Source organism: Collinsella sp. CM84Y_54, assembly GCF_036317945.1.
Lineage (GTDB): Bacteria > Actinomycetota > Coriobacteriia > Coriobacteriales > Coriobacteriaceae > Collinsella.
The window spans coordinates 33,650-52,336 of sequence record NZ_JAWQCX010000002.1; the positions used below are offsets into that span (position 1 = coordinate 33,650).

Annotated in this window: 12 protein-coding genes; 5 read left to right on the forward strand and 7 right to left on the reverse strand. The window is 62.0% G+C overall.

The annotated features are described in order from the left end of the window. Nucleotides 1–136: 136 nt before the first annotated feature. From V2391_RS03310 to V2391_RS03320, 3 genes are all read right to left on the reverse strand, one after another. Nucleotides 137–3,763, reverse strand: a complete 3,627-nt coding sequence (locus tag V2391_RS03310; protein ID WP_329738255.1) for a UvrD-helicase domain-containing protein — start codon at nt 3,761–3,763, stop codon at nt 137–139. Between the two features lie 3 nt (nt 3,764–3,766). Beyond that, a complete protein-coding gene (locus V2391_RS03315) occupies nt 3,767–6,937 on the reverse strand; it encodes a PD-(D/E)XK nuclease family protein (RefSeq protein ID WP_329738256.1) in 3,171 nt (1,056 codons plus the stop codon). 218 nt (nt 6,938–7,155) lie between these two features. Then, nucleotides 7,156–7,455: a YerC/YecD family TrpR-related protein gene (locus V2391_RS03320; RefSeq protein ID WP_022094855.1), complete on the reverse strand. Its 300-nt coding sequence runs from the start codon at nt 7,453–7,455 to the stop codon at nt 7,156–7,158. A 324-nt stretch (nt 7,456–7,779) separates the two neighbouring features. On the opposite strand from V2391_RS03320, the gene V2391_RS03325 reads away from it, so the two are divergent. After that, complete coding sequence (locus V2391_RS03325; protein ID WP_329738257.1) at nt 7,780–8,145, forward strand: phage holin family protein; 366 nt, start codon at nt 7,780–7,782, stop codon at nt 8,143–8,145. A 142-nt stretch (nt 8,146–8,287) separates the two neighbouring features. Here V2391_RS03325 and V2391_RS03330 read toward each other — a convergent pair whose 3' ends face one another. Then, the gene (locus V2391_RS03330; protein ID WP_022094857.1) at nt 8,288–8,716 is read right to left on the reverse strand and encodes an RrF2 family transcriptional regulator; all 429 of its coding nucleotides are present in this window, start codon (nt 8,714–8,716) and stop codon (nt 8,288–8,290) included. Nucleotides 8,717–8,969: 253 nt separating this feature from the next. Between V2391_RS03330 and cysK the strand changes: the two genes are divergently transcribed. The 3 genes from cysK to V2391_RS03345 all read left to right on the forward strand — a co-directional run bounded on the left by cysK (nt 8,970) and on the right by V2391_RS03345 (nt 12,718). After that, nucleotides 8,970–9,908, forward strand: a complete 939-nt coding sequence (gene cysK, locus V2391_RS03335) for a cysteine synthase A (protein WP_329738258.1) — start codon at nt 8,970–8,972, stop codon at nt 9,906–9,908. A 17-nt stretch (nt 9,909–9,925) separates the two neighbouring features. Further along, nucleotides 9,926–11,191 (forward strand): tRNA 2-thiouridine(34) synthase MnmA, encoded by a 1,266-nt coding sequence (mnmA, locus tag V2391_RS03340; protein WP_329738259.1) that lies wholly within the window; start codon nt 9,926–9,928, stop codon nt 11,189–11,191. Between the two features lie 153 nt (nt 11,192–11,344). Further along, nucleotides 11,345–12,718: a hypothetical protein gene (locus V2391_RS03345; protein ID WP_329738260.1), complete on the forward strand. Its 1,374-nt coding sequence runs from the start codon at nt 11,345–11,347 to the stop codon at nt 12,716–12,718. A gap of 151 nt (nt 12,719–12,869) precedes the next feature. On the opposite strand, the gene V2391_RS03350 is transcribed toward V2391_RS03345, so the two are convergent. The 3 genes from V2391_RS03350 to V2391_RS03360 form a co-directional block, all read right to left on the reverse strand. Further along, nucleotides 12,870–13,889, reverse strand: a complete 1,020-nt coding sequence (locus V2391_RS03350; protein WP_329738261.1) for a M42 family metallopeptidase — start codon at nt 13,887–13,889, stop codon at nt 12,870–12,872. Between the two features lie 161 nt (nt 13,890–14,050). Continuing rightward, the gene (fucO, locus tag V2391_RS03355; RefSeq protein ID WP_022094861.1) at nt 14,051–15,217 is read right to left on the reverse strand and encodes a lactaldehyde reductase; all 1,167 of its coding nucleotides are present in this window, start codon (nt 15,215–15,217) and stop codon (nt 14,051–14,053) included. A gap of 229 nt (nt 15,218–15,446) precedes the next feature. Then, nucleotides 15,447–16,163 (reverse strand): YoaK family protein, encoded by a 717-nt coding sequence (locus V2391_RS03360; RefSeq protein WP_329738262.1) that lies wholly within the window; start codon nt 16,161–16,163, stop codon nt 15,447–15,449. A gap of 250 nt (nt 16,164–16,413) precedes the next feature. Between V2391_RS03360 and V2391_RS03365 the strand changes: the two genes are divergently transcribed. After that, a complete protein-coding gene (locus tag V2391_RS03365) occupies nt 16,414–18,549 on the forward strand; it encodes a YgiQ family radical SAM protein (RefSeq protein WP_329738263.1) in 2,136 nt (711 codons plus the stop codon). Nucleotides 18,550–18,687 lie beyond the last annotated feature (138 nt).

Genomic DNA, 18,687 nt, shown 5'->3' on the forward strand with positions numbered 1-18,687 from the left:
TTTACCGCACGGTGCGGACTGCACCCGAACCTAGCCAAACCAACACGGCTCCTCTTGCAGTTGCGGTGGAATAGTTCCCGCTTGGGCCACCTGGGCCGCAATACAGGAACTATTCCACCGCAAGTTATCTGAGGGGCTAAAGGTTGTAGGTGACTACTTGAGGCTCGGCGGGTTCGACGAAGATGGTTGGATCCGGCTGCCCCACGCGGACGAACTTGACGGTCACGGCCTCAAAGCCTGCCTTGTGCAGAACATCAGCGTAGACGCGCGCCTGCAGGGCGTGCTTCTCGAGCAGCTGGTCCGGCGTCTCATCCGGCGTGCCACCCGTCTTGTAATCGATGACCAGTGCGCGCGACGGATCGGCCGGGTCGGTCGCCAGTGCATCGATGGCGCCCTCGGCATAGGCGCCGTAGCGGGCGATGTCCTCGTCCTCGCAGCCCAGCGAGAAGAACGGCACCTCGGCACGGATGCACGGCCACGCGAGCAGCTCGGCACGAACCGACGACTTGAGCCATCGATCCAGAGCGACATCGAAGCGCTCGCGCTGTTCTGGCGTCAGGTGCCACAGGCGAGCCAGGGCGTCGGCACGCTCAGCGGGCAGTGCATCGGCACCCATCTCGATGAGCCACTGGCAGGCGGCATGGAACGCCGAGCCCAGCGCCATGGGGTTGCCGGCGGGCTCAACGGCAGCCACGTCCGCATCCGTCATCTCCGAGCCATCCGACTCCGCATCATCGCCGGCCTCGTCCATGGGAACACGCGCCTCGGCGGAACGATCTTCCGCCTCGGCATGGAGCGCCGCGGCGATTGACGAGTAGCTATACGAATCACGCATCGGATACGGACAGATGCCCATGCGCACGCCCACTGCCTGGGGATACACAAGCTCAAACGAATCGGGCTTGGGGTCGGCAGGACCGGGCACAGTTGAGTGCGCAGCATTATCAGCGACATCGACATCGCCGCGAACAAGCCTGCCCTCGGCATCCAGCGAAGCGTTAGCCTCAAACGCCTGCTCGTCAAACGTAAAGTCCGCCAGCGAGATGAGCTCGTAGTCGCCCGGCTTGGAGTTGTCGAACACCAAACGGTCGCTATCGAGCTGCGGCATGTCCAGACTGTCAGTCGGCAGGATGCGGCGCAGCACGTCGTAGGTCAGATCGGTCTCGACGTCGAAGGTCGGCGCCGTCACCTTGCCGCGGCTCACACCGGCATCCATCGCCAAGATCACCAGCTCGCCCGCTCGCGTCATGGCAACATAGAGCAAGCGGGCCCGCTCCTCGAGCGAAAGCTGCAGGTCGTCGTTGCGCAGGCGAGCAAATGCCTCGGCGGGAGAACCCGTCGCACAGACGTCCTCCATGAGCTCCGGCGGCAGCCACAGCGACGTACCCTTGCCCTTAAACGCATGCTCAAACTGCTTTTTGACGTCATCGCCCTTCACGAAGGTTCCGTCGGCAAGCTTAACGCCATCGAAGCGCGCCGGCAGCGCCACGACTTGCGCTCCGCCCTCGACGCGACCCATCTGTGCCGCACCGGACGATTTGCGCACGCCAAAACACTCGGCAACCGCCACGACCGGATACTCCAGGCCCTTGGACGCATGCACGGTCATGATGCGCACCGCGCCGTCGCCCTCCTCGTTGAGGGCGCCCGGGGCCTCCTTGCCCGCCAAGAAGCGGTCGAAGGCGAGCGCGATGGAGCGCGGAGAATTGCCGAGCTCGGCCTCTGCCTCGGCCACGGCGTCGAGCGCCTTGAGCACGTTGGCGGCAATGGCCTTGCCCTCGGGGCCGCGCTGCGCCAGACGCACGAACCAGCCGGAGGCATTGACCACATCGCGCGCGATGGCGGCGAACGAATCTCGTCCCACGCGACGAAGCGCGTAGCGCAGCACCTCGCGGGCACGCGTCACGAGCGGCAGGCTCTGCAAACCCGGCACATCGGAATCGCTCATGATGCCCACATCGATATTGCGGCGCGACGTCTCGCCCGTTTGCTCGTCGAGCTTGGTCGCCAGCGCCAGGAACTCCTGGGCGCCGAGTGCAAACATCGGCGAGGCCAGCAACGGCATAAGGCCTTGGGCCGTATCGGCCGGATTGGCGAGCGCGCAGACCAGGGCACGCACCGTCTGCACCTCGGCCGCCTGGGCAAAGACCGAGCCGCCTGCGATGACGCAGTCGAGTCCTTGGTCGCGGAAGGCCTGCGCGTAGACGTCGGCATTGGTCATGCGACCCAGCAGCAGCACCATGCCGCCCTGGGGCTGGCCGGCATCGGCAAGCGCATGGAATCGCTCGGCGATCGCACGGGCCTTGGCCTGCGTGCGCTCCTGCATACTGCCGCCGGCAACGAACAGCGCCTGGCGGCGCGAAGCCTTTGCCTTGAGCTTGTCCTTGCGTTTGTCGCTCGGTTCAAGATCCAAGAACCCCTGCATCAAACCACCGGTGTCGCCGTCAAAGACGCGCGCCACATAGCGCAGCACCTCGTCGTGGCTGCGGAAGTTGCGCACGAGTTTGACGAGCTCGCCGGCGGGAGCATCGGACGTGGTGACCGTCTCGGACGCCGTCGTCGAACCCACCTTGCGCTCCTGGCGGCGAAACACCTCGACCTCGGCACCACGGAAGCGGTAAATCGACTGCTGCGCATCGCCCACGGTGCACAGCGCGCGCTCCCCCGCGCCCGTCAGATAGCGAATCAAATCGACCTGCATCTGGTCGGTATCTTGGAACTCGTCGATCATGACCATCTTAAAGCGGCCCTCATAGGCAGCTCGAATAGCCGGGTAGTCGCGCAGCGCCTCGTACGCCATGCGCAGCAGGTCATTGTTATCGAGCGCGGACTGGTCGGCCTTGAGCGCACGGTACTCCGCCTCTACGGCACGGGCAAGCCCCACCAGCGCATCGAGCGCCGGGCCGCCGCAGGCAAGCACGATATTGATAAACGCATCGGCGGCCTCGGCCTTGAGTAGCTCCACCTGCTCCTTAGGAAACGCCTTGCTCGCTCGAGGCATACTGCACGACATCATGAGTCGCGCCGCATCCCCCATGGTTTTGCCGCTCGCCTCAAACGCGTCGATGGCCTCGAGCGCCACCTGCGTCTTTTCGGTCGCCGCCTTGCTCGCGCCGAGCGCCGCGCGATAGGCGTCTGCCAGGGCCGAGGTATCGGCCTGACCGCGCGCCACGCACACGTCGTCCATGCCGCCCGGCAGCTGGCTCGACAGCTCCAATAGGTTGCGCACCAGACCTTTGATGGTGGTGCCGCTGCCAAAGGGACTGCCCTCACCCGCCATGGGATACCAGGCATAGAGTGCTTTGAGCGAAGCCGCGAGCTCGGGAGCGGCATCGGGCGCTGTCGCGCGGCCCAGCACATGCTCGACAGCCTGATCCATAAGCTCATCGGTATCGGTAAGCACCGTGAACTCGGGATCGATGCCCAGCTCCAATGCATGCGCGCGCAGGATACGCGAGCACATGCCGTGGATGGTCGAGATCCAAGCGTCGTCGACCGTCAGAGCCTCTTCGTCCATACCCTCTTCGATAAGCGCACGGCGCACACGGTCGCGAATCTCAGCCGCGGCGTCTTTGGTAAAGGTAATGGCGAGCACCTGATCCAGATGCTCGACAAACGGACCGGATTCGGGCGAGAGTGCGTAGACGATGCGGCGCGTAAGGGTAAAGGTCTTGCCCGAGCCGGCACCCGCCGAGACAAACAGCGGGCGGTCGAGCGTTTTGACGACTTGCAGCTGTTGCGGCATCAAAGTCGAAAGATCCATGGTCTACACGTCCCTCCTTACAAACGTTCCTTCGTGGTTATACGAGCAGCGCGCATGCGCGGCCTGAGCCGACGTCGGGTCGACGGCGGTAATGTTGCCTGCCTCGAGCTCGCACAGGCGCTCGGCGATGCCGGCCTCCACGCGGTCGAGCAGCGCATCGAAGTCCATGTTGCCGCCCTCGCCCGGAAAGCCCTTCTTGAGGCCCGGGATGCGACCGTCGCCGCGCTCTTCCTCGAGCAACTCGGCACTTGCGGCACCACGCAGCGCGGGCTTGCCGCCCTTGGTGGAAAAGTAAAGCGCCGCACGGGTATTCAGATCCAGCGCCCGGCGCATGGCCTGCGCGTAGATGAGTGTCTGGGTATGCGGCGGCAGCCAGCGCGGGTCGTCGATGGGGGCCTCGCCCGATTCCTCGTCGCGCACCGTGGGGTCGGCGAGCTTAAACTCCTCGACACCCGAACGATGCTTGTAGTCGATTACCACGGCGCGGTTCTCGGCATCCACGTCCACGCGGTCGATGCGCCCGCCGAGCGGCCAACCGGCATACTCGACCTGGAGCTCGTTGAACGCAAACTCCAGGTAGCGCGGAGCGAAGGGGGCGAGTGCCTCGGACTCGTAGGCAAGCACGCCCTCCAGCTGCGGCAAGATCTCGGCCACCTGACGCTCCTCCACCGGGGAGAGCGGCACCAGCGGGCCCTCGGTACCGCGCTTGCCGGCGTGCTCGGCCAGGGTCTCGGCAAAGACCTCGCGCAGCAGCTCCTGAGCGCGCGGCAGATTCATGGGCGTCACGCGCTCCATGCCCTCCTGGGGCAGGCGGGCATGGAGGTGCTCCAACACATCGTGGACGAAGTTACCCTTCTCCATGTTGCCAAAGCCCGCATCGATGGACTGGGGCTTGACGCGATACGATACGAACCAGCACAGCGGGCAGGTAGAATAGGCCTCGATCTGCGAGGCGGACGTCAGGCGCGGCACGAGCGGCGCGTCCTCGCCCTCGCCATCGCGACGGCGCAGGACCAAATACGGCACGGCCTCGGCACTCAGATGCTGAGGGGCTTCACAGGTCACGCGCTCGCGCTTGAGACCTTCGCCTGCCGCGGGATCGAAGTCCCTTACGATATCGCCCTCACCCACGCACGTCGCCTTGTCGGCGCCAGCGACCTTAGCGTTGCCAGTGGCCTTAGCGTCGTCAGCGGCCTTGTCGGTGTCAGTGGCCTTAGCGTCGTCAGCGGCCTTGGCGTGCGCACGCAACTCGGTCCACACGGCCGCCGGATAGCACTCGCGCGCCTGACGATCATGGGTCACACGGGCGAGCGTAACCGGACCACGCGACGCTTGCATCGCGTGACCAAAGCGCACGCGCAGCAGGGCCGCGGGCTCAAGCGTCACGCCCTCGCGACCAAGGCTCGCCGTCAGCGTAGCCAGCGGTCCCTCCTCGTGCGAGAGTGGATAGCTGTCCAGATCGACATCGGCAAACAGCACGGCATCGTAGCTGCCGGGGCGCAGAGCCGCCGCGTCGGCAAGCGAAGCAAAACGAACCTGGGCACGTGGCGCACGGTCAACCTCGTGGGTCTCGTAATCGTAGGCGGTGCTACGCTTGTCCACCCTGGTGCGAATGCCATCGAGCACGGGCACGGTCGCGACCTGCGACACGTCGAGCGCGCGGGCGCCGTTCATAAGGATGTCGATGGCGTGGCGCAGCAGGGCTACCTCCGCCTGGCGACGGGCCTGGCCATCCAAGCTGCCCAGCGAGCGATCGGGCAACGCCTCGGCAACGGCAAGCATGGCCTTAAGCGCCGTCACGGGCTTGTCACGCCACAGCGCCTGGAACACGTCCGAGACCACACACGGTACGTTCTTAAACCAGTTCTCGTCGCTCGCCGCCTTGCGCGCGCCCCTCACCTGGCCCTGAACGCTCTGTAGCAGGCTCTTTACGCCCGCGGTAGTCTTGCTGCGCGAGAGACGCATATTCTTATCGAAGGTACGGGCATTGACGGCATCAGCGCCCGAAAGCGGACTGTAGATCCAGTCGGTAAGCTCCGGCGCGGGCCACCACTCGGTCTTTGACGCCATGCCCTCATCGGCGGCCTTCATGCGCTCGATCAGGCCGGCAAGCGCCGCAAACTGCCTGCCCGCAATGGATTGGGAAAACGCCGTGAACTCAACCGTCTCGGCAGCGATATGACGAGCCGCCAGACGAGAGGCGAGCTCACCGAACAGCTGGGGTGCCCGGGCAGAAACAACGAGCACGCGCACGGGGTCGGCGGGCGTTGCCGTAACTTTATCGGCCCTGGACTCCTTGTGCGCTTTCACCAACTTATCGATGGCGTCCGCATAGACATGAGCACGGGCATGGGGGCCGGCGACCTCAATAAAGACAGGCTGAGCGGCGGTCCCGCAAGCGACATCAGACGCGACGGCGTCCTCCCCCAGCGGCGCGATCTCAAACAGCACACCGCGGGCATCAAATGCCGTGGCAAGCTCCTCGCGCATCGCCGCCTGCTCGCGGGCAAGCAGCACGACGACCTCTCCCCCATTGTTCGCCACGGCAGACAGCAGCTCGAGCAGGCCGTGCGTAAACGACGTGATACCGCGCACGCATACGGCGCGGGTGCACGCCGGCAGGTTATCGGCCAGGGCACCGGCCATAATGTCAGCTGCCTCGCAGGGCTCGACCATATCTCGACGGTCCAAACCGCCCGCGTAGGCACGCAAAAGCTCGAACACACGAGCCTCGGCATCGCTTTTTGGCTCCGGTTGGCAGTTGTCGCCACGGCATCGTTCGGCCGTCGTCCCCGCCACACCCGGCAGCACGTCGCGGGCCATGCGCGCGAGCATGCGCACCGTGCCCTGGCTGCGCGAAAGTGGCTGCAGGTCGGCATCGACGAGACGCGTGACCATGTCCGAGAACAGCATCTGGCGCTGCAGGTTGTCGACAAAACCTCGCCCGTCGCCCAAAAGCTCCCAAAGCGAGCGAAGCCACGATGTAGGCGTCTTGTAGTCAATACCCAGCGAAATCCCGGCTTCCGCCGCATCATGACGGCACAGGTCGAGCTCGGCAAACGTAGGTGCCAGCAACACGGCACGCCCGTGGCGGGCAATAAGATCGGCAAGCAACGCCGACTCGGCATCGCTCAAATCCGTGCCGGCATTGGTGGTATAGATTCGAACAGGCATGGTCCTCCGCTCAAACTGTTCGCAATAATCAATGCATCCATCCTACCCGCCCAAGCGGACAGATTTGCCCCACGCCAACAGATTTGGTCCCTTGGGGACGGAGGAAAACGGATCATCGAGGGGGTCAGTCTAAACCGGTGATCCGTTTTCCTCCGTCCCCAAGGGATCAAAAAACCGCCCCCGGAGGAGCGGTTTTACACAATCCGTTTTGCCGCGGCCTACTCGCCATCCTCCAGCTTAATGAGGATCTTGCGGTAGCCACCGTACTCGCCGTTGAGCGCCTTGGACACACGGCTCACCGTGGTGGACGAAGCGCCGGTACGCGCCTGAACCTCGACATAGGGCTCGCCCTCGTCCAGGTAACGCGCGACCTGCAGACGCTGCGATAGATCGCAAATCTCGCGCGGCGTGCAGATATCGGTCAAAAACGCTTGGATATCTTTCTCGTCGTCCAAAAGGCTAAATGCGTGGACCAGCTGCTTGACATCAGGCTTGTCAAACATGTTCTCGATATTCATCGATCACCGCCAAACCCGCCAAAAGGCATCGAAGTTGGTACTGACATCGGGCATCGTTCGCCCGTTCTATGCAATAGGGCAACGCCTGTGGCTTTTGCCCGTAGCAGTGTAGCACACCACCAAACTAAAGCGGCAAGACTCTCTGCCAGCGGCGCGTTTTCTAGGACGAACGCCGTTTTGAAACCGAATGCGCACGCAAGCTCCATGAATATCTGAGACAATGGGCAGCCAAACAAGGCGGCACGCCCGCGCGGCCGTCCATGCTGCCGCAGCAAGCCACTTCACGCGATACCAACACACCCTGCGCAAGAAAGGATCTCCGCCATGCGCTTTATGCTTAACTGGCTCTTTACCTCGATCGCCGTCGCGATTGCCACGTTTCTCGTTCCCGGCATCCAACCCTTCGGTTTTGCCGAGGCCTGGGTCTGTTTCGCCTTCGTGGGGCTGTTCCTGAACATCGTCGATTCGTTCGTCAAGCCATTCCTGACGGTCATCTCGCTGCCGCTCACGATCATTACGCTGGGCATTTTCCAGCTTGTCGTCAACAGCTTTATGCTCGAACTCGCAAGTTACCTGTCGGTCAACCTGTTGGGCGTCGGCATCTCCATCGCAAGCTTTGGCTCGGCCTTTATGGGCAGCATCCTGGTGTCCATCACTCGAAGTATCCTCGACAGCATCGCCGAGAACTAAAACAGCCATTCCGACCGCGTCTGTCTCAACAGCCCAAAACGAAGGCCGCCCATCGCAAAAATGGGCGGCCTTCTTATTTGTCAAGCCTTAAAGGGCGAGAGAATCTACCATTTCTACCCCGTCCCCAAATGGCAGGCGTGGGTTAGATGACGTAGTCGTAGCCATGGTTGGGAGCGACAAGTTGATCGAGCGTCACACCGTCGAGGTAGTCGTTGATGAGCTTGTCCAGGTTCTTCCACACGTCGAGCGTGGGGCACTCATCCGAACGCGAGCAGCCCTTGCAGTCGCCATCCAGGCAGGCGACCGGCGCCAGACTACCCTCAGTCAGGCGCAGGATCTCGCCCACCGTGTACTGCTCGGGCGGGCGCGTGAGCACGTAGCCGCCACCCTTGCCACGCATACCCGAAAGCATGTTGGCGCGCACGAGCGTAGCCAAGATGTTCTCGAGATATTTCTCGGAAATCCCCTGTCGCGCCGCGATCTCTTTGAGCGGGATGCGACCGGCCGCCTGGTGCTCGGCCAGATCGACCATAACGCGCAGGGCATATCTGCCCTTTGTGGAAACCAACATATATATTGCTGCCTTTCGGTCTTTTAATTCGTAGAAATTCTAGCCGAAAAATTGGTTTTGAAAATACCTATTCCCGTCAAGCTGGTTAATCGACTCGTAATAATCTTCTATTTCCTATTGCGTTACTAGGCTTTACTGTCTACTATGCTTGCCAACAGCAAAAAGAACAACCCATAAGGTTTATGGGTTTCGCTGCTACACACACCGTAAACCCACACGGTATCCAGTCGTTTGAACACTTTGGAGGTTCACCATGAGCAATGTTTACACGTCCATCGATCAGCTTATCGGCCACACCCCGCTTCTGGAGCTCACTCACTTTGAGGCCGATGAGGACCTCAAGGCCCGCGTACTCGTCAAGCTGGAATACTTCAACCCCGCCGGCTCCGTCAAAGACCGCGTCGCCAAGAACATGATCGACGAGGCCGAGAAGGCCGGCAAGCTCGTGCGCGGCGGTGACTACACCATCATCGAGCCCACGAGCGGCAACACCGGCGTCGGCATCGCCTCGGTGGCGGCGGCTCGCGGCTACAAGGTGATCATCACCATGCCCGAGACCATGTCCGTCGAGCGCCGCAAACTTATGCAGGCATACGGCGCACAGCTCGTGCTCACCGACGGCTCCAAGGGCATGAAGGGTGCCATCGCCAAGGCCGAGGAGCTGCAGAAGGAGACGCCCAACAGCATTATCGCCGGCCAGTTTGTGAACCCCGCCAACCCCGCCATCCACAAGGCCACGACCGGCCCCGAGATCTGGGATGACACCGACGGCGAGGTCGACATCTTCGTCGCCGGCGTTGGCACCGGTGGTACCGTGACCGGCGTGGGCGAGTTCCTCAAGGAGCAGAACCCCGAGATTCAGGTCGTCGCCGTCGAGCCCGCCACCTCCCCGGTGCTCTCCAAGGGCCAGGCCGGCCCGCACAAGATCCAGGGTATCGGCGCCGGCTTTGTGCCCGACGTCCTCGACACCCAGGTCTACGACGAGATCATCCCCGTCGAGAACGACGACGCCTTTTCCACCGGCCGCGCCGTGGGCCACAAGGAGGGCGTGCTCGTGGGCATTTCGTCCGGCGCCGCCGTGTGGGCTGCGCTGCAGCTGGCCAAGCGCCCCGAGAACGAGGGCAAGACCATCGTGGCGCTGCTCGCCGATACCGGTGAGCGCTACCTGTCCACGGCACTCTTCAAGGACTAAGGCCTGTCGCCCATAGGTTGAGCCCAGGGACGAGCCGGTCTCCTCTCTCTCCCGGCAGTCGGAGCCCATCCCATCAGGGCGCCCCACGAAACGTCCGAACTTGCTACAATGTCTGCGGCGCGGAACCAGCCTCCCGCGCCGCTTTTCTTTTTTGGCCACATGCCACCAAGGAGAACCTCCCCATGCACAACAAGCGCGTGCTCGTCGCCATGAGCGGCGGCGTCGATTCCAGCGTGACTGCCTACCTGCTCAAACGCCATGGCTACGAATGTGTCGGTGCCACCATGTGCCTCACCTGCCCCGCGCCCGATCCCGTTACGAGCATGAGTAAGGTCGACCGCGACATCGCCGATGCAAAGGCCGTCGCCGAGCGCCTGGGGATACCCCACCATGTGCTCGACCTGCAGCAGACCTTCGACCGCAACGTTATCGAGCGATTTGTGACTGCCTATCAGGAGGGGCTGACGCCCAACCCGTGCATCATCTGCAACCGCCATATTAAGTTTGGCGCGCTGCTCGATGCGGCACTCGATATGGGCTGCGACTACATCGCCACAGGCCACTACGCCAAAACGAGTCAGGCGCCCGACGGCACCTGGCAGCTGCACCGCGGCGAGGACTCCAAAAAGGACCAGAGCTACTTTTTGTATTCGCTCACGCAGGAGCGACTGTCGCGCACGATCTTTCCGCTGGCAGGCTTGGACAAAGAGCGCGACGTGCGCCGCATTGCCGCCGAGCAGGGCTTCATAAACGCCAAGAAAGCCGAGAGCGAGGATATCTGCTTTATCGCGGACGGCGACTATGCGGGCTATATCGAGCGCCGCTGCGGACATGCCGCCGAGCCGGGCGATATTGTATGGCGCGACGGCAGCGTGGTCGGACGCCATAACGGCGCGCTGCGCTATACCATCGGCCAGCGCAAGGGCCTGGGCGTCGCGATGGCGCATCCCGTGTACGTAACGGGCGTCGACGCCGCCAACAACATTGTGCACCTGGGCGAGGTCGACGACCTGACGGCCACAGCGCTCACGGCCAATGACTGGATCTGGAGTGCCCCTGCCGACCACATGGAGGCAGAGCTCACGTCCGGCGGCATTCGCGTGGGCGCCAAGTACCGCTACCGTCAAAAGGACCAGGCAGCAACCCTTACACGTGGCGCCGACGGGCAAATGCTGCTGACTTTTGACGAGCCGCAGCGAGCCATCGCCCCCGGCCAGGCAGTCGTTATCTACCGCGGCGACGTCGTATTGGGTGGCGGCACCGTTACGGCAGCCATCAAGTAGCCCCATCCCCTTCATAAGTTGCGGTGAAATAGGGACTGTTTAAGCGTTTCAAGCCGCTAAATAGTCCCTATTTCACCGCAACTTTGTTAAGTATTATGATGTTTGTGCTTGCTATATTTAACGATTAAAATGCTTAACGAGGTGATGCAGTAGATGAATACTTCCAACTATATAACCATGGGTGACGCCGCGCGCCTGCTGGGCGTTACGAAGGCCCGTATATCGCAACTGGCTGCATCGGGAACGCTCGCGTGCGATATCGTCGGTGGGCGGAAAATGGTTCAGTACGATTCCGCGATTGGTTATCAAAAGGTCCGTAAGCGTGGGCGCCGTCCCGCAGCTGACGTAGGGCGCAAGTTCACGTTGATGTCAGCCGACCACGAGGTCGCGCATGTCTCGTTTGATCCAACGCGCGAGTTTTCCTTTGAAATTGCCGACATACTCGATGCACGAAGGATGCCGTTTGGCACGTGCTCGAGTTCTTCTCCAACGGTGAATAAACGAGCACTCAACACGTGGTGGAGTCACCGGTCGGTGCCCGACGTCCGCCCCGGACTCATCTCGCGCTATCGCGAGCTGGGAATTGACAGCGGTATTGAAGTGCCCGTTCGTTGCCTGGGTTTTTCGCTTTCGGATTGCTATTGGCTAAGACCGGTCGACTGCGACGAGCTCAATTGGCAGCACCTCAATTACTTCGAAAACAATTTTGAACGGTCGGCACCCGAGCATCGTTCAGGCTGGCTTGAGGGCATCGGACTCAAAAATCCTGACAATACGTCCGAGGGCGAGCTCCCCAAATCCTGGATGATCCGCAATGGCGTTCGCATCCTGGTTAAAGGATGCGGAATGGACGATCAGCGACCGTTTAACGAGGCGGTTGCAACAGCTCTACATCGGCGTCTGCTATCCAAAGGTGAGTTTGTTCCCTATACGGTCGAGCGCATGTTCGACGGGCCCGTATGCCTATGCGATGACTTTCTTAATGGCCGTGAGGAATACGTGCCGGCCGCTTATATCAGGGACGCACTCGGTGGCCAGCGAGGAAACTCAACATACGATCGATACTGTCGCTTTCTTGGCAGACACGGGGCTGACGAAGCCACGGTAAGAAAATCCATGTCGCAGATGATTGTCTGCGATGCCCTCCTGGCCAACAGCGACCGCCACTGGCGAAACTTCGGCATCATCCGCAATGTCGACACGCTGGAAATGCGGCCTGCACCGCTGTTCGATAGTGGCAATTGCCTGTGGTACAACGTGCCAACCGCCGTGCTCGTTGCCGGGGAGTTTGGATTTGCCGCCAAACCGTTTGGTCCGGACCCTTCCACTCAGCTAGCATTTGCTGACTCGCTCGATTGGTTCGATGCGTCGCATCTCGATGGGTTCGTCGACGAGGCAGTCGAAATCCTCTCACAAAGCGCATGGGCAACAGCAGGCAATCGCCTCAAGGCCATCCGCCGCGGTCTCGAGCGCCGCACGATAGAGGTAAGCGCCGCCGTTGAGGTGCTACGGCACGTGCAGAGATAACAGCACTGCCCCTAAGTTGCGGTGAAATAGGGACTGTTTGGCGGTTTTAAACGCTTATGCCTTCTACCAGCAAAAACAGACACTATTTCACCGCAACTTACAGTGGGCGGCCTCGGTCGGTACTGCTGTGCCAGCCGAGGCCGCTGCTCCCCTAGCGCTGCACGTAGGCGAGGACGAGCTCGTAGGTGTTGCGCACGCCGTCGATGTGGCTGCGCTCGTAGTTGTGGCTCGCGTACACGCCGGGGCCGATCAGGCCATGGCGAATGTCGTAACCGGCCGAAAGCGCGGCCTCGACGTCGGAACCGTAATGCGGGTACACGTCGATGGCGTAATCGAGCTCCAACTCGCGCGCGATATTAGACAGCGTGGTCACCAGGTCGTAGTTGTAGGGGCCGCCCGAATCCTTGGCGCAAATCGACACCATGCGCTCGGTGCAGCCCAGGTCGTCTCCCACGCAACCCATGTCAACGCTGATCATCTCGCGCGTGTCGGCCGGCACAAAGGCGCCGCCGTGGCCGACTTCCTCGTACACGGTAAAGAGCAGCGACACCTTGCGCGAAAGCGACACCTCGCCGTCAGCAACGGCGCGGGCCAGACCCAGCAGGATCGACGCCGACAGCTTGTCATCCAGGAAGCGGCTCTTAATGTAGCCGCTCTCCGTCACCGTGGTACGCGGATCCATAGCGATGATGTCGCCGGTCTGAATACCCAGCTCGAGCACATCGTCCTTGCTGTCAACGTTCTCGTCGAGTAGGATTTCCATATTCTTCTCGACGGTCTTGACCGGCTCGTCGGCCACATGCGCCGAAGGCTCGGTATTGAGGACCACGCCCGTGTACACATTGCCGTCACGCGTGTAGACGGTGCAGTTCTCGCCATCGGCCGTAGACCACTGATGCCCACCAAGCGTCGTGGGACGCAGGCGACCATTGTCCTTAATGGAGCGCACCATGGCGCCCAGGGTATCGACATGGCTCGCCAACACAAGCGGCTCACCCTCGCCGCCAAGCTCAACCAGCACGTTGCCCTTATTGGAACGCTCAGGGCCAAAGCCCATATCGCGCAACGTTTCCATTAGATAATCAGTCGCCGCACGGGTATAGCCCGTAGGCGAGGCAATAGAAGTCAGCGTCTTAAGCTGGTCAGTAATGAAACCAAGCGTAGAATCCATTTGGGACACCATCCACAACTCCAAAGTCAACATCCCGTAATCAGTAAAAGCCCCAACAACGATACCATCACGCACAAATATTTACCCAGCGAGATGACCCATCGAGCTCTTCCGAACAGTGCCCGCCACGACAACGAGCCGGCGGGGCCCGCCGAACCAGGTTAAGCAGCCGGGCAGATCTTCTTGAAGAGCTCGATGACGTCGTCGAGCGTTGCCTCGCGCGGGTTACCCGGGAAGCAGGCGTCGGCCATGGCGTCCTTGGCCAGGACCTCGATCTCGTCAGCCTTCATGGCCTCGCAGACGTGCGGGATGTTCACGTCGGCGGAAAGCTGCTTAACGGCGGCGATAGCGGCGTCGGCAGCCTCGTCGGTGCTCATGCCCGTGGTGTCAACGCCCATGGCGACGGCAACCTTGGCCAGGCGCTCGGCGCAAACCGGCTTGTTGAACTCCATGGCGATCGGCAGCAGCATGGCGCAAGCAACGCCGTGCGGGGTGTCGTAGTGAGCGGACAGGGTGTGAGCCATGGCGTGGTCGATGCCCAGGCCGACGTTGGAGAAGCCCATGCCGGCGACATACTGGCCAAGAGCCATGCCCTCGCGGCCGGAGCCGGGCTGACCGGACTTGGCCTCGGCGACAGAGTCGCGCAGGTTCTCGCTGATCAGCTTAATAGCCTCAAAGTGGAACATGTCGGAGAGCTCCCAAGCGCCCTTGGTGGTGTAGCCCTCGATGGCGTGGGTCAGAGCGTCCATGCCAGTGGAGGCGGTCAGGCCGGCGGGCATGGAAGCCATCATGTCGGGGTCGACGACGGCGACCTCGGGGGCGTCGTTGGTGTCGACGCACACGAACTTGCGAACCTTCTCGGGGTCGGTGATGACGTAGTTGATGGTCACCTCGGCGGCGGTACCGGCGGTCGTCGGCACGGCGATGGTGAACACGGCGTGGTTCTTAGTGGGAGCAACGCCCTCGAGGCTGCGGACATCGGCGAACTCGGGGTTGTTGATGATGATGCCGATAGCCTTGGCGGTGTCCATGGAGGAGCCACCACCAATGGTCACGATAGCGTCAGCCTCGGCGGCCTTGAAGGCCTCGACGCCGTCCTTGACGTTCTGGATAGTGGGGTTGGGCTTGATCTCGGAGTAGAGGCTCCAAGCGATGCCGGCGGCGTCGAGCTCGTCGGTCACCTTAGCGGTAACGCCAAACTTGACCAGGTCGGGGTCGGAGCAGACGAAGATCTTCTTGTAGCCGCGACGCTGGAGCTCGCCGGGGATCTCCTTGATGGCGCCGGAACCATGATAAGAGATGGTGTTGAGAACGAAACGATTAGCCATTGATAGCCTCCCATCGTGTGCGGGGCATCCATTACGCCCCGCGCTATAAGTCCCATCCTAACGCTTTTGAAACAAAAAGCACGTGAGAACGTCAAAGGTGTTAAAGCGTTTCAACAACTGGTATCGTCACCGCCTGACCACTAAACAAAAAAGGGGCGGCCGAGATGGCCGTCCCCTCCCCATTATCGATCTATCTGACAAGGGAACTGCCCCCTGCCATATCCTGCCGTTATTTTTGGCAGGCGTCTTTCCAATCTTCGCAGGCGCGCTTCCAGCGAAAGCGCAAATCGCGCTCGCGGTCGATAAACATAATGCCAAACGCGACAAACAGCAGCACGCTCGCCACCGCAATGGCGTGCAAGCCCATGCGCTCAATGCACCAATTGCCCAGCACGGCGCCAAACACAAAGGTGAAGATCACGCCAAAGTACAGCAGGCCGTTTTCCAAAAAGCCACGCCTATGGGTGATGATGTAGTCGTCCACGTTTTGCAAGGCATTACGCAGGTTGCCGATACACATCGTCGTGGCAATGCCGTGACCGTGAATCTTGCGGAAGCTCTCGACCTGCATACCGCAGGCAAACGACGTGAGACAGTTGGCGAGCAGGTTGTAACCGCCACCCGGGATAAAGCTCACGCCCAACAAGATGACGGCTTCAAAAAACACCGTCACCTGACGCCAGTGGATCACGCTACCAAAACGCTCGTGTACCAGGTCGGCAAGCATAATGCCCACAGCAAACGACACCACGGGGAAGAAATAGCGTCCCGCCAGCGCCCAGTTGCCCTCCGAGATGCTCACGCCCACGAGCAAGATGTTGCCCGTCTGCGCGTTGGCGAAAACATGGTCGCGCCCAATGTACGAATAAACGTCCATAAAGCCACCGGCGAGCGCCAAGATGATGCCCAGCTCAATTGACTCCGATATCTGTTTGGCACGCTGCATCGTCGTGCGTCCTCCTTGTTGACGACCCTCTCGTGCGTTGGCGGAGACATAGCCGCCGTTCATACTGTAACCCATTGACAACATGGCGTGCGCGCTAGACGGGTTCTCCAACGCGCAGATACACAGTCTGGAAACAAACGGCGGGCGCGGCGCCGACGCCCGACACCTCGTGTACTCCACCAGTCTTTTTAGCCCCGTCCCAAAAAGACTGGTTACAATTACGTGCAGCATACTAACAACGGGAGGAATCGTGGCAAAAAAGCCCCAGGACGCTCAGCACAACCAGCATGGCAAGCATGCCCAGCGCGGCCAGCAGCAAAAGCGTGGCGGCAAGGCCCAAGATTCGCGCCCCGCGCATACCCCGGCTGCGCCCGTCCGCCCCTGGCGCCCGGGCCGCGATAAGTTTCTCCCCGTCAGCCGGGCCGACATGGATGCGCGCGGCTGGGACCAGTGCGACTTTGTCTACGTCTGCGGCGATGCTTACGTGGACCATCCCAGCTTTGGCATGGCCATCATCAGCCGTGTCCTCGACGCGCACGGCTACAAGGTGGGCATCATCTGTCAACCCGACTGGACTGACCCCGCCAGCATCACTGTGCTCGGCGAGCCGCGCCTGGGCTTTCTCGTCAGCGCCGGCAACATGGACTCCATGGTCAACCACTATTCGGTGACCAAGCACCGCCGCCACACCGACGCCTATACCCCCGGCGGCGAGGAGGGACGCCGTCCCAACCGAGCCGTCACGGTCTACGGCAACCTCATCCGCCAGACGTTCAAGGACGCCCCCATCATCATCGGCGGCATCGAGGCGAGCCTGCGCCGCCTGGCCCACTACGACTACTGGCAGGACAAGCTCAAGCGCTCGGTACTGCTCGACTCGGGCGCCGACATCCTCATCTACGGCATGGGCGAGCACGCGATCGTCGAGATCGCCGACGCGCTCGACGCGGGACTGCCCGTCGATCAGATCACCTATATCAACGGCACCGTCTACCGCACAGGCTCGCTCGACGAGGTCTACGACTACGATCTGCTGCCCAGCTGGGACGACCTTACCGCCGACAAGCTCAACTACGCGCGCAGCTTTAACGTGCAGCAGCAGAATATGGACCCCATCACCGGGCATCGCCTGGTAGAGCCCTACCCCAACAGCGTCTATGTGGTGCAAAACCCGCCATCGGCGACGCTTTCCACCGACGAGATGGACAAGGTGGCCGAACTCCCCTACGCACGCGATTGGCATCCCGACTACGACGCGGCGGGCGGCGTGCCGGCCTTTGCCGAGATCAAGTTTTCCATTAGCTCCAACCGCGGGTGCTTTGGCGAGTGCTCGTTTTGCGCCCTCACCTTCCACCAGGGCCGCGTGCTGCAGATGCGCAGCCACGACTCGATCATGCGCGAGGCCGAGCTGCTCACGCGCGATCCCGAGTTTAAGGGCTACATCAACGACGTGGGTGGGCCGACGGCCAACTTTAGCCGTCCCGCCTGCGACAAGCAGCTCAAGCACGGCGTATGCAAGAACAAGCGCTGCCTTTGGCCGAGTGTATGCAAGAACATGGTGGTCGACGAGAGCGGCTACACGCAGCTGCTGCGCGACCTGCGTCAGCTGCCGGGCGTCAAAAAGGTCTTCGTGCGCAGCGGCATCCGCTTTGACTACACCATGGCCGATGCCTCGGACGAGTTTTTGCGCGAGCTGCTGGAGCATCACGTCTCGGGCCAGCTGCGCGTAGCGCCCGAGCACGTGAGCGATGCCGTGCTGTCCGTGATGGGCAAGCCGAGCCGAGCCGTCTACGACGCGTTCTGCCGCAAATTTGAGCGCCTGAACCGCGAATACGGACTCAAGCAGTACGTGGTGCCGTATCTGATCTCGAGTCACCCCGGTTCGACCATGAAGGAAGCCGTGGACCTTGCCGAAGCCGTGCGCGACATGGGCTACATGCCCGAGCAGGTGCAGGACTTCTACCCCACACCGTCCACCATGTCGACGTGCATGTACTACACTGGCGTGGACCCGCGCACCATGGAGCCGATCTATGTGGCGCGCGACCCGCACGAGAAGGCCATGCAACGCGCGCTCATCCAGTATCGCAAGCCCGAGAACTACAAGCTGGTACGCGAGGCGCTGGAAAAGGCCGGGCGCCGCGACCTGATCGGCTACACCAAGCATTGCCTGATCCGTCCCGTGCCGCCGCGCCCGGGCGAGGCATCGGCCAGCGGCGGACACGGCACTGGCAAGAAGGGCGGCAAGGCCCACGGTGGCGCCGCCAGCAAGGGGCCCAAGGGCAGCAAGGGCCACGGCGGCATGTCGCGTGCGCAGAACACTGCCGGACGCAACCGCGCGGCCCAGGGACGTCAGGGCGCCAACGGCGGCGGACGCCGCAACTAGCGTGGCGAGGGCCGGCCGGTGTCTCTTGGCCAGTCGGCGTCTCCTCATCGCCCAAGCGTGTTTTCCCTAGGGGAAACACGCTTGGGCTGTCTCCAGTCGTGATTTCCCTAGGGGGAACACGCTCAGACACGCCTAGCC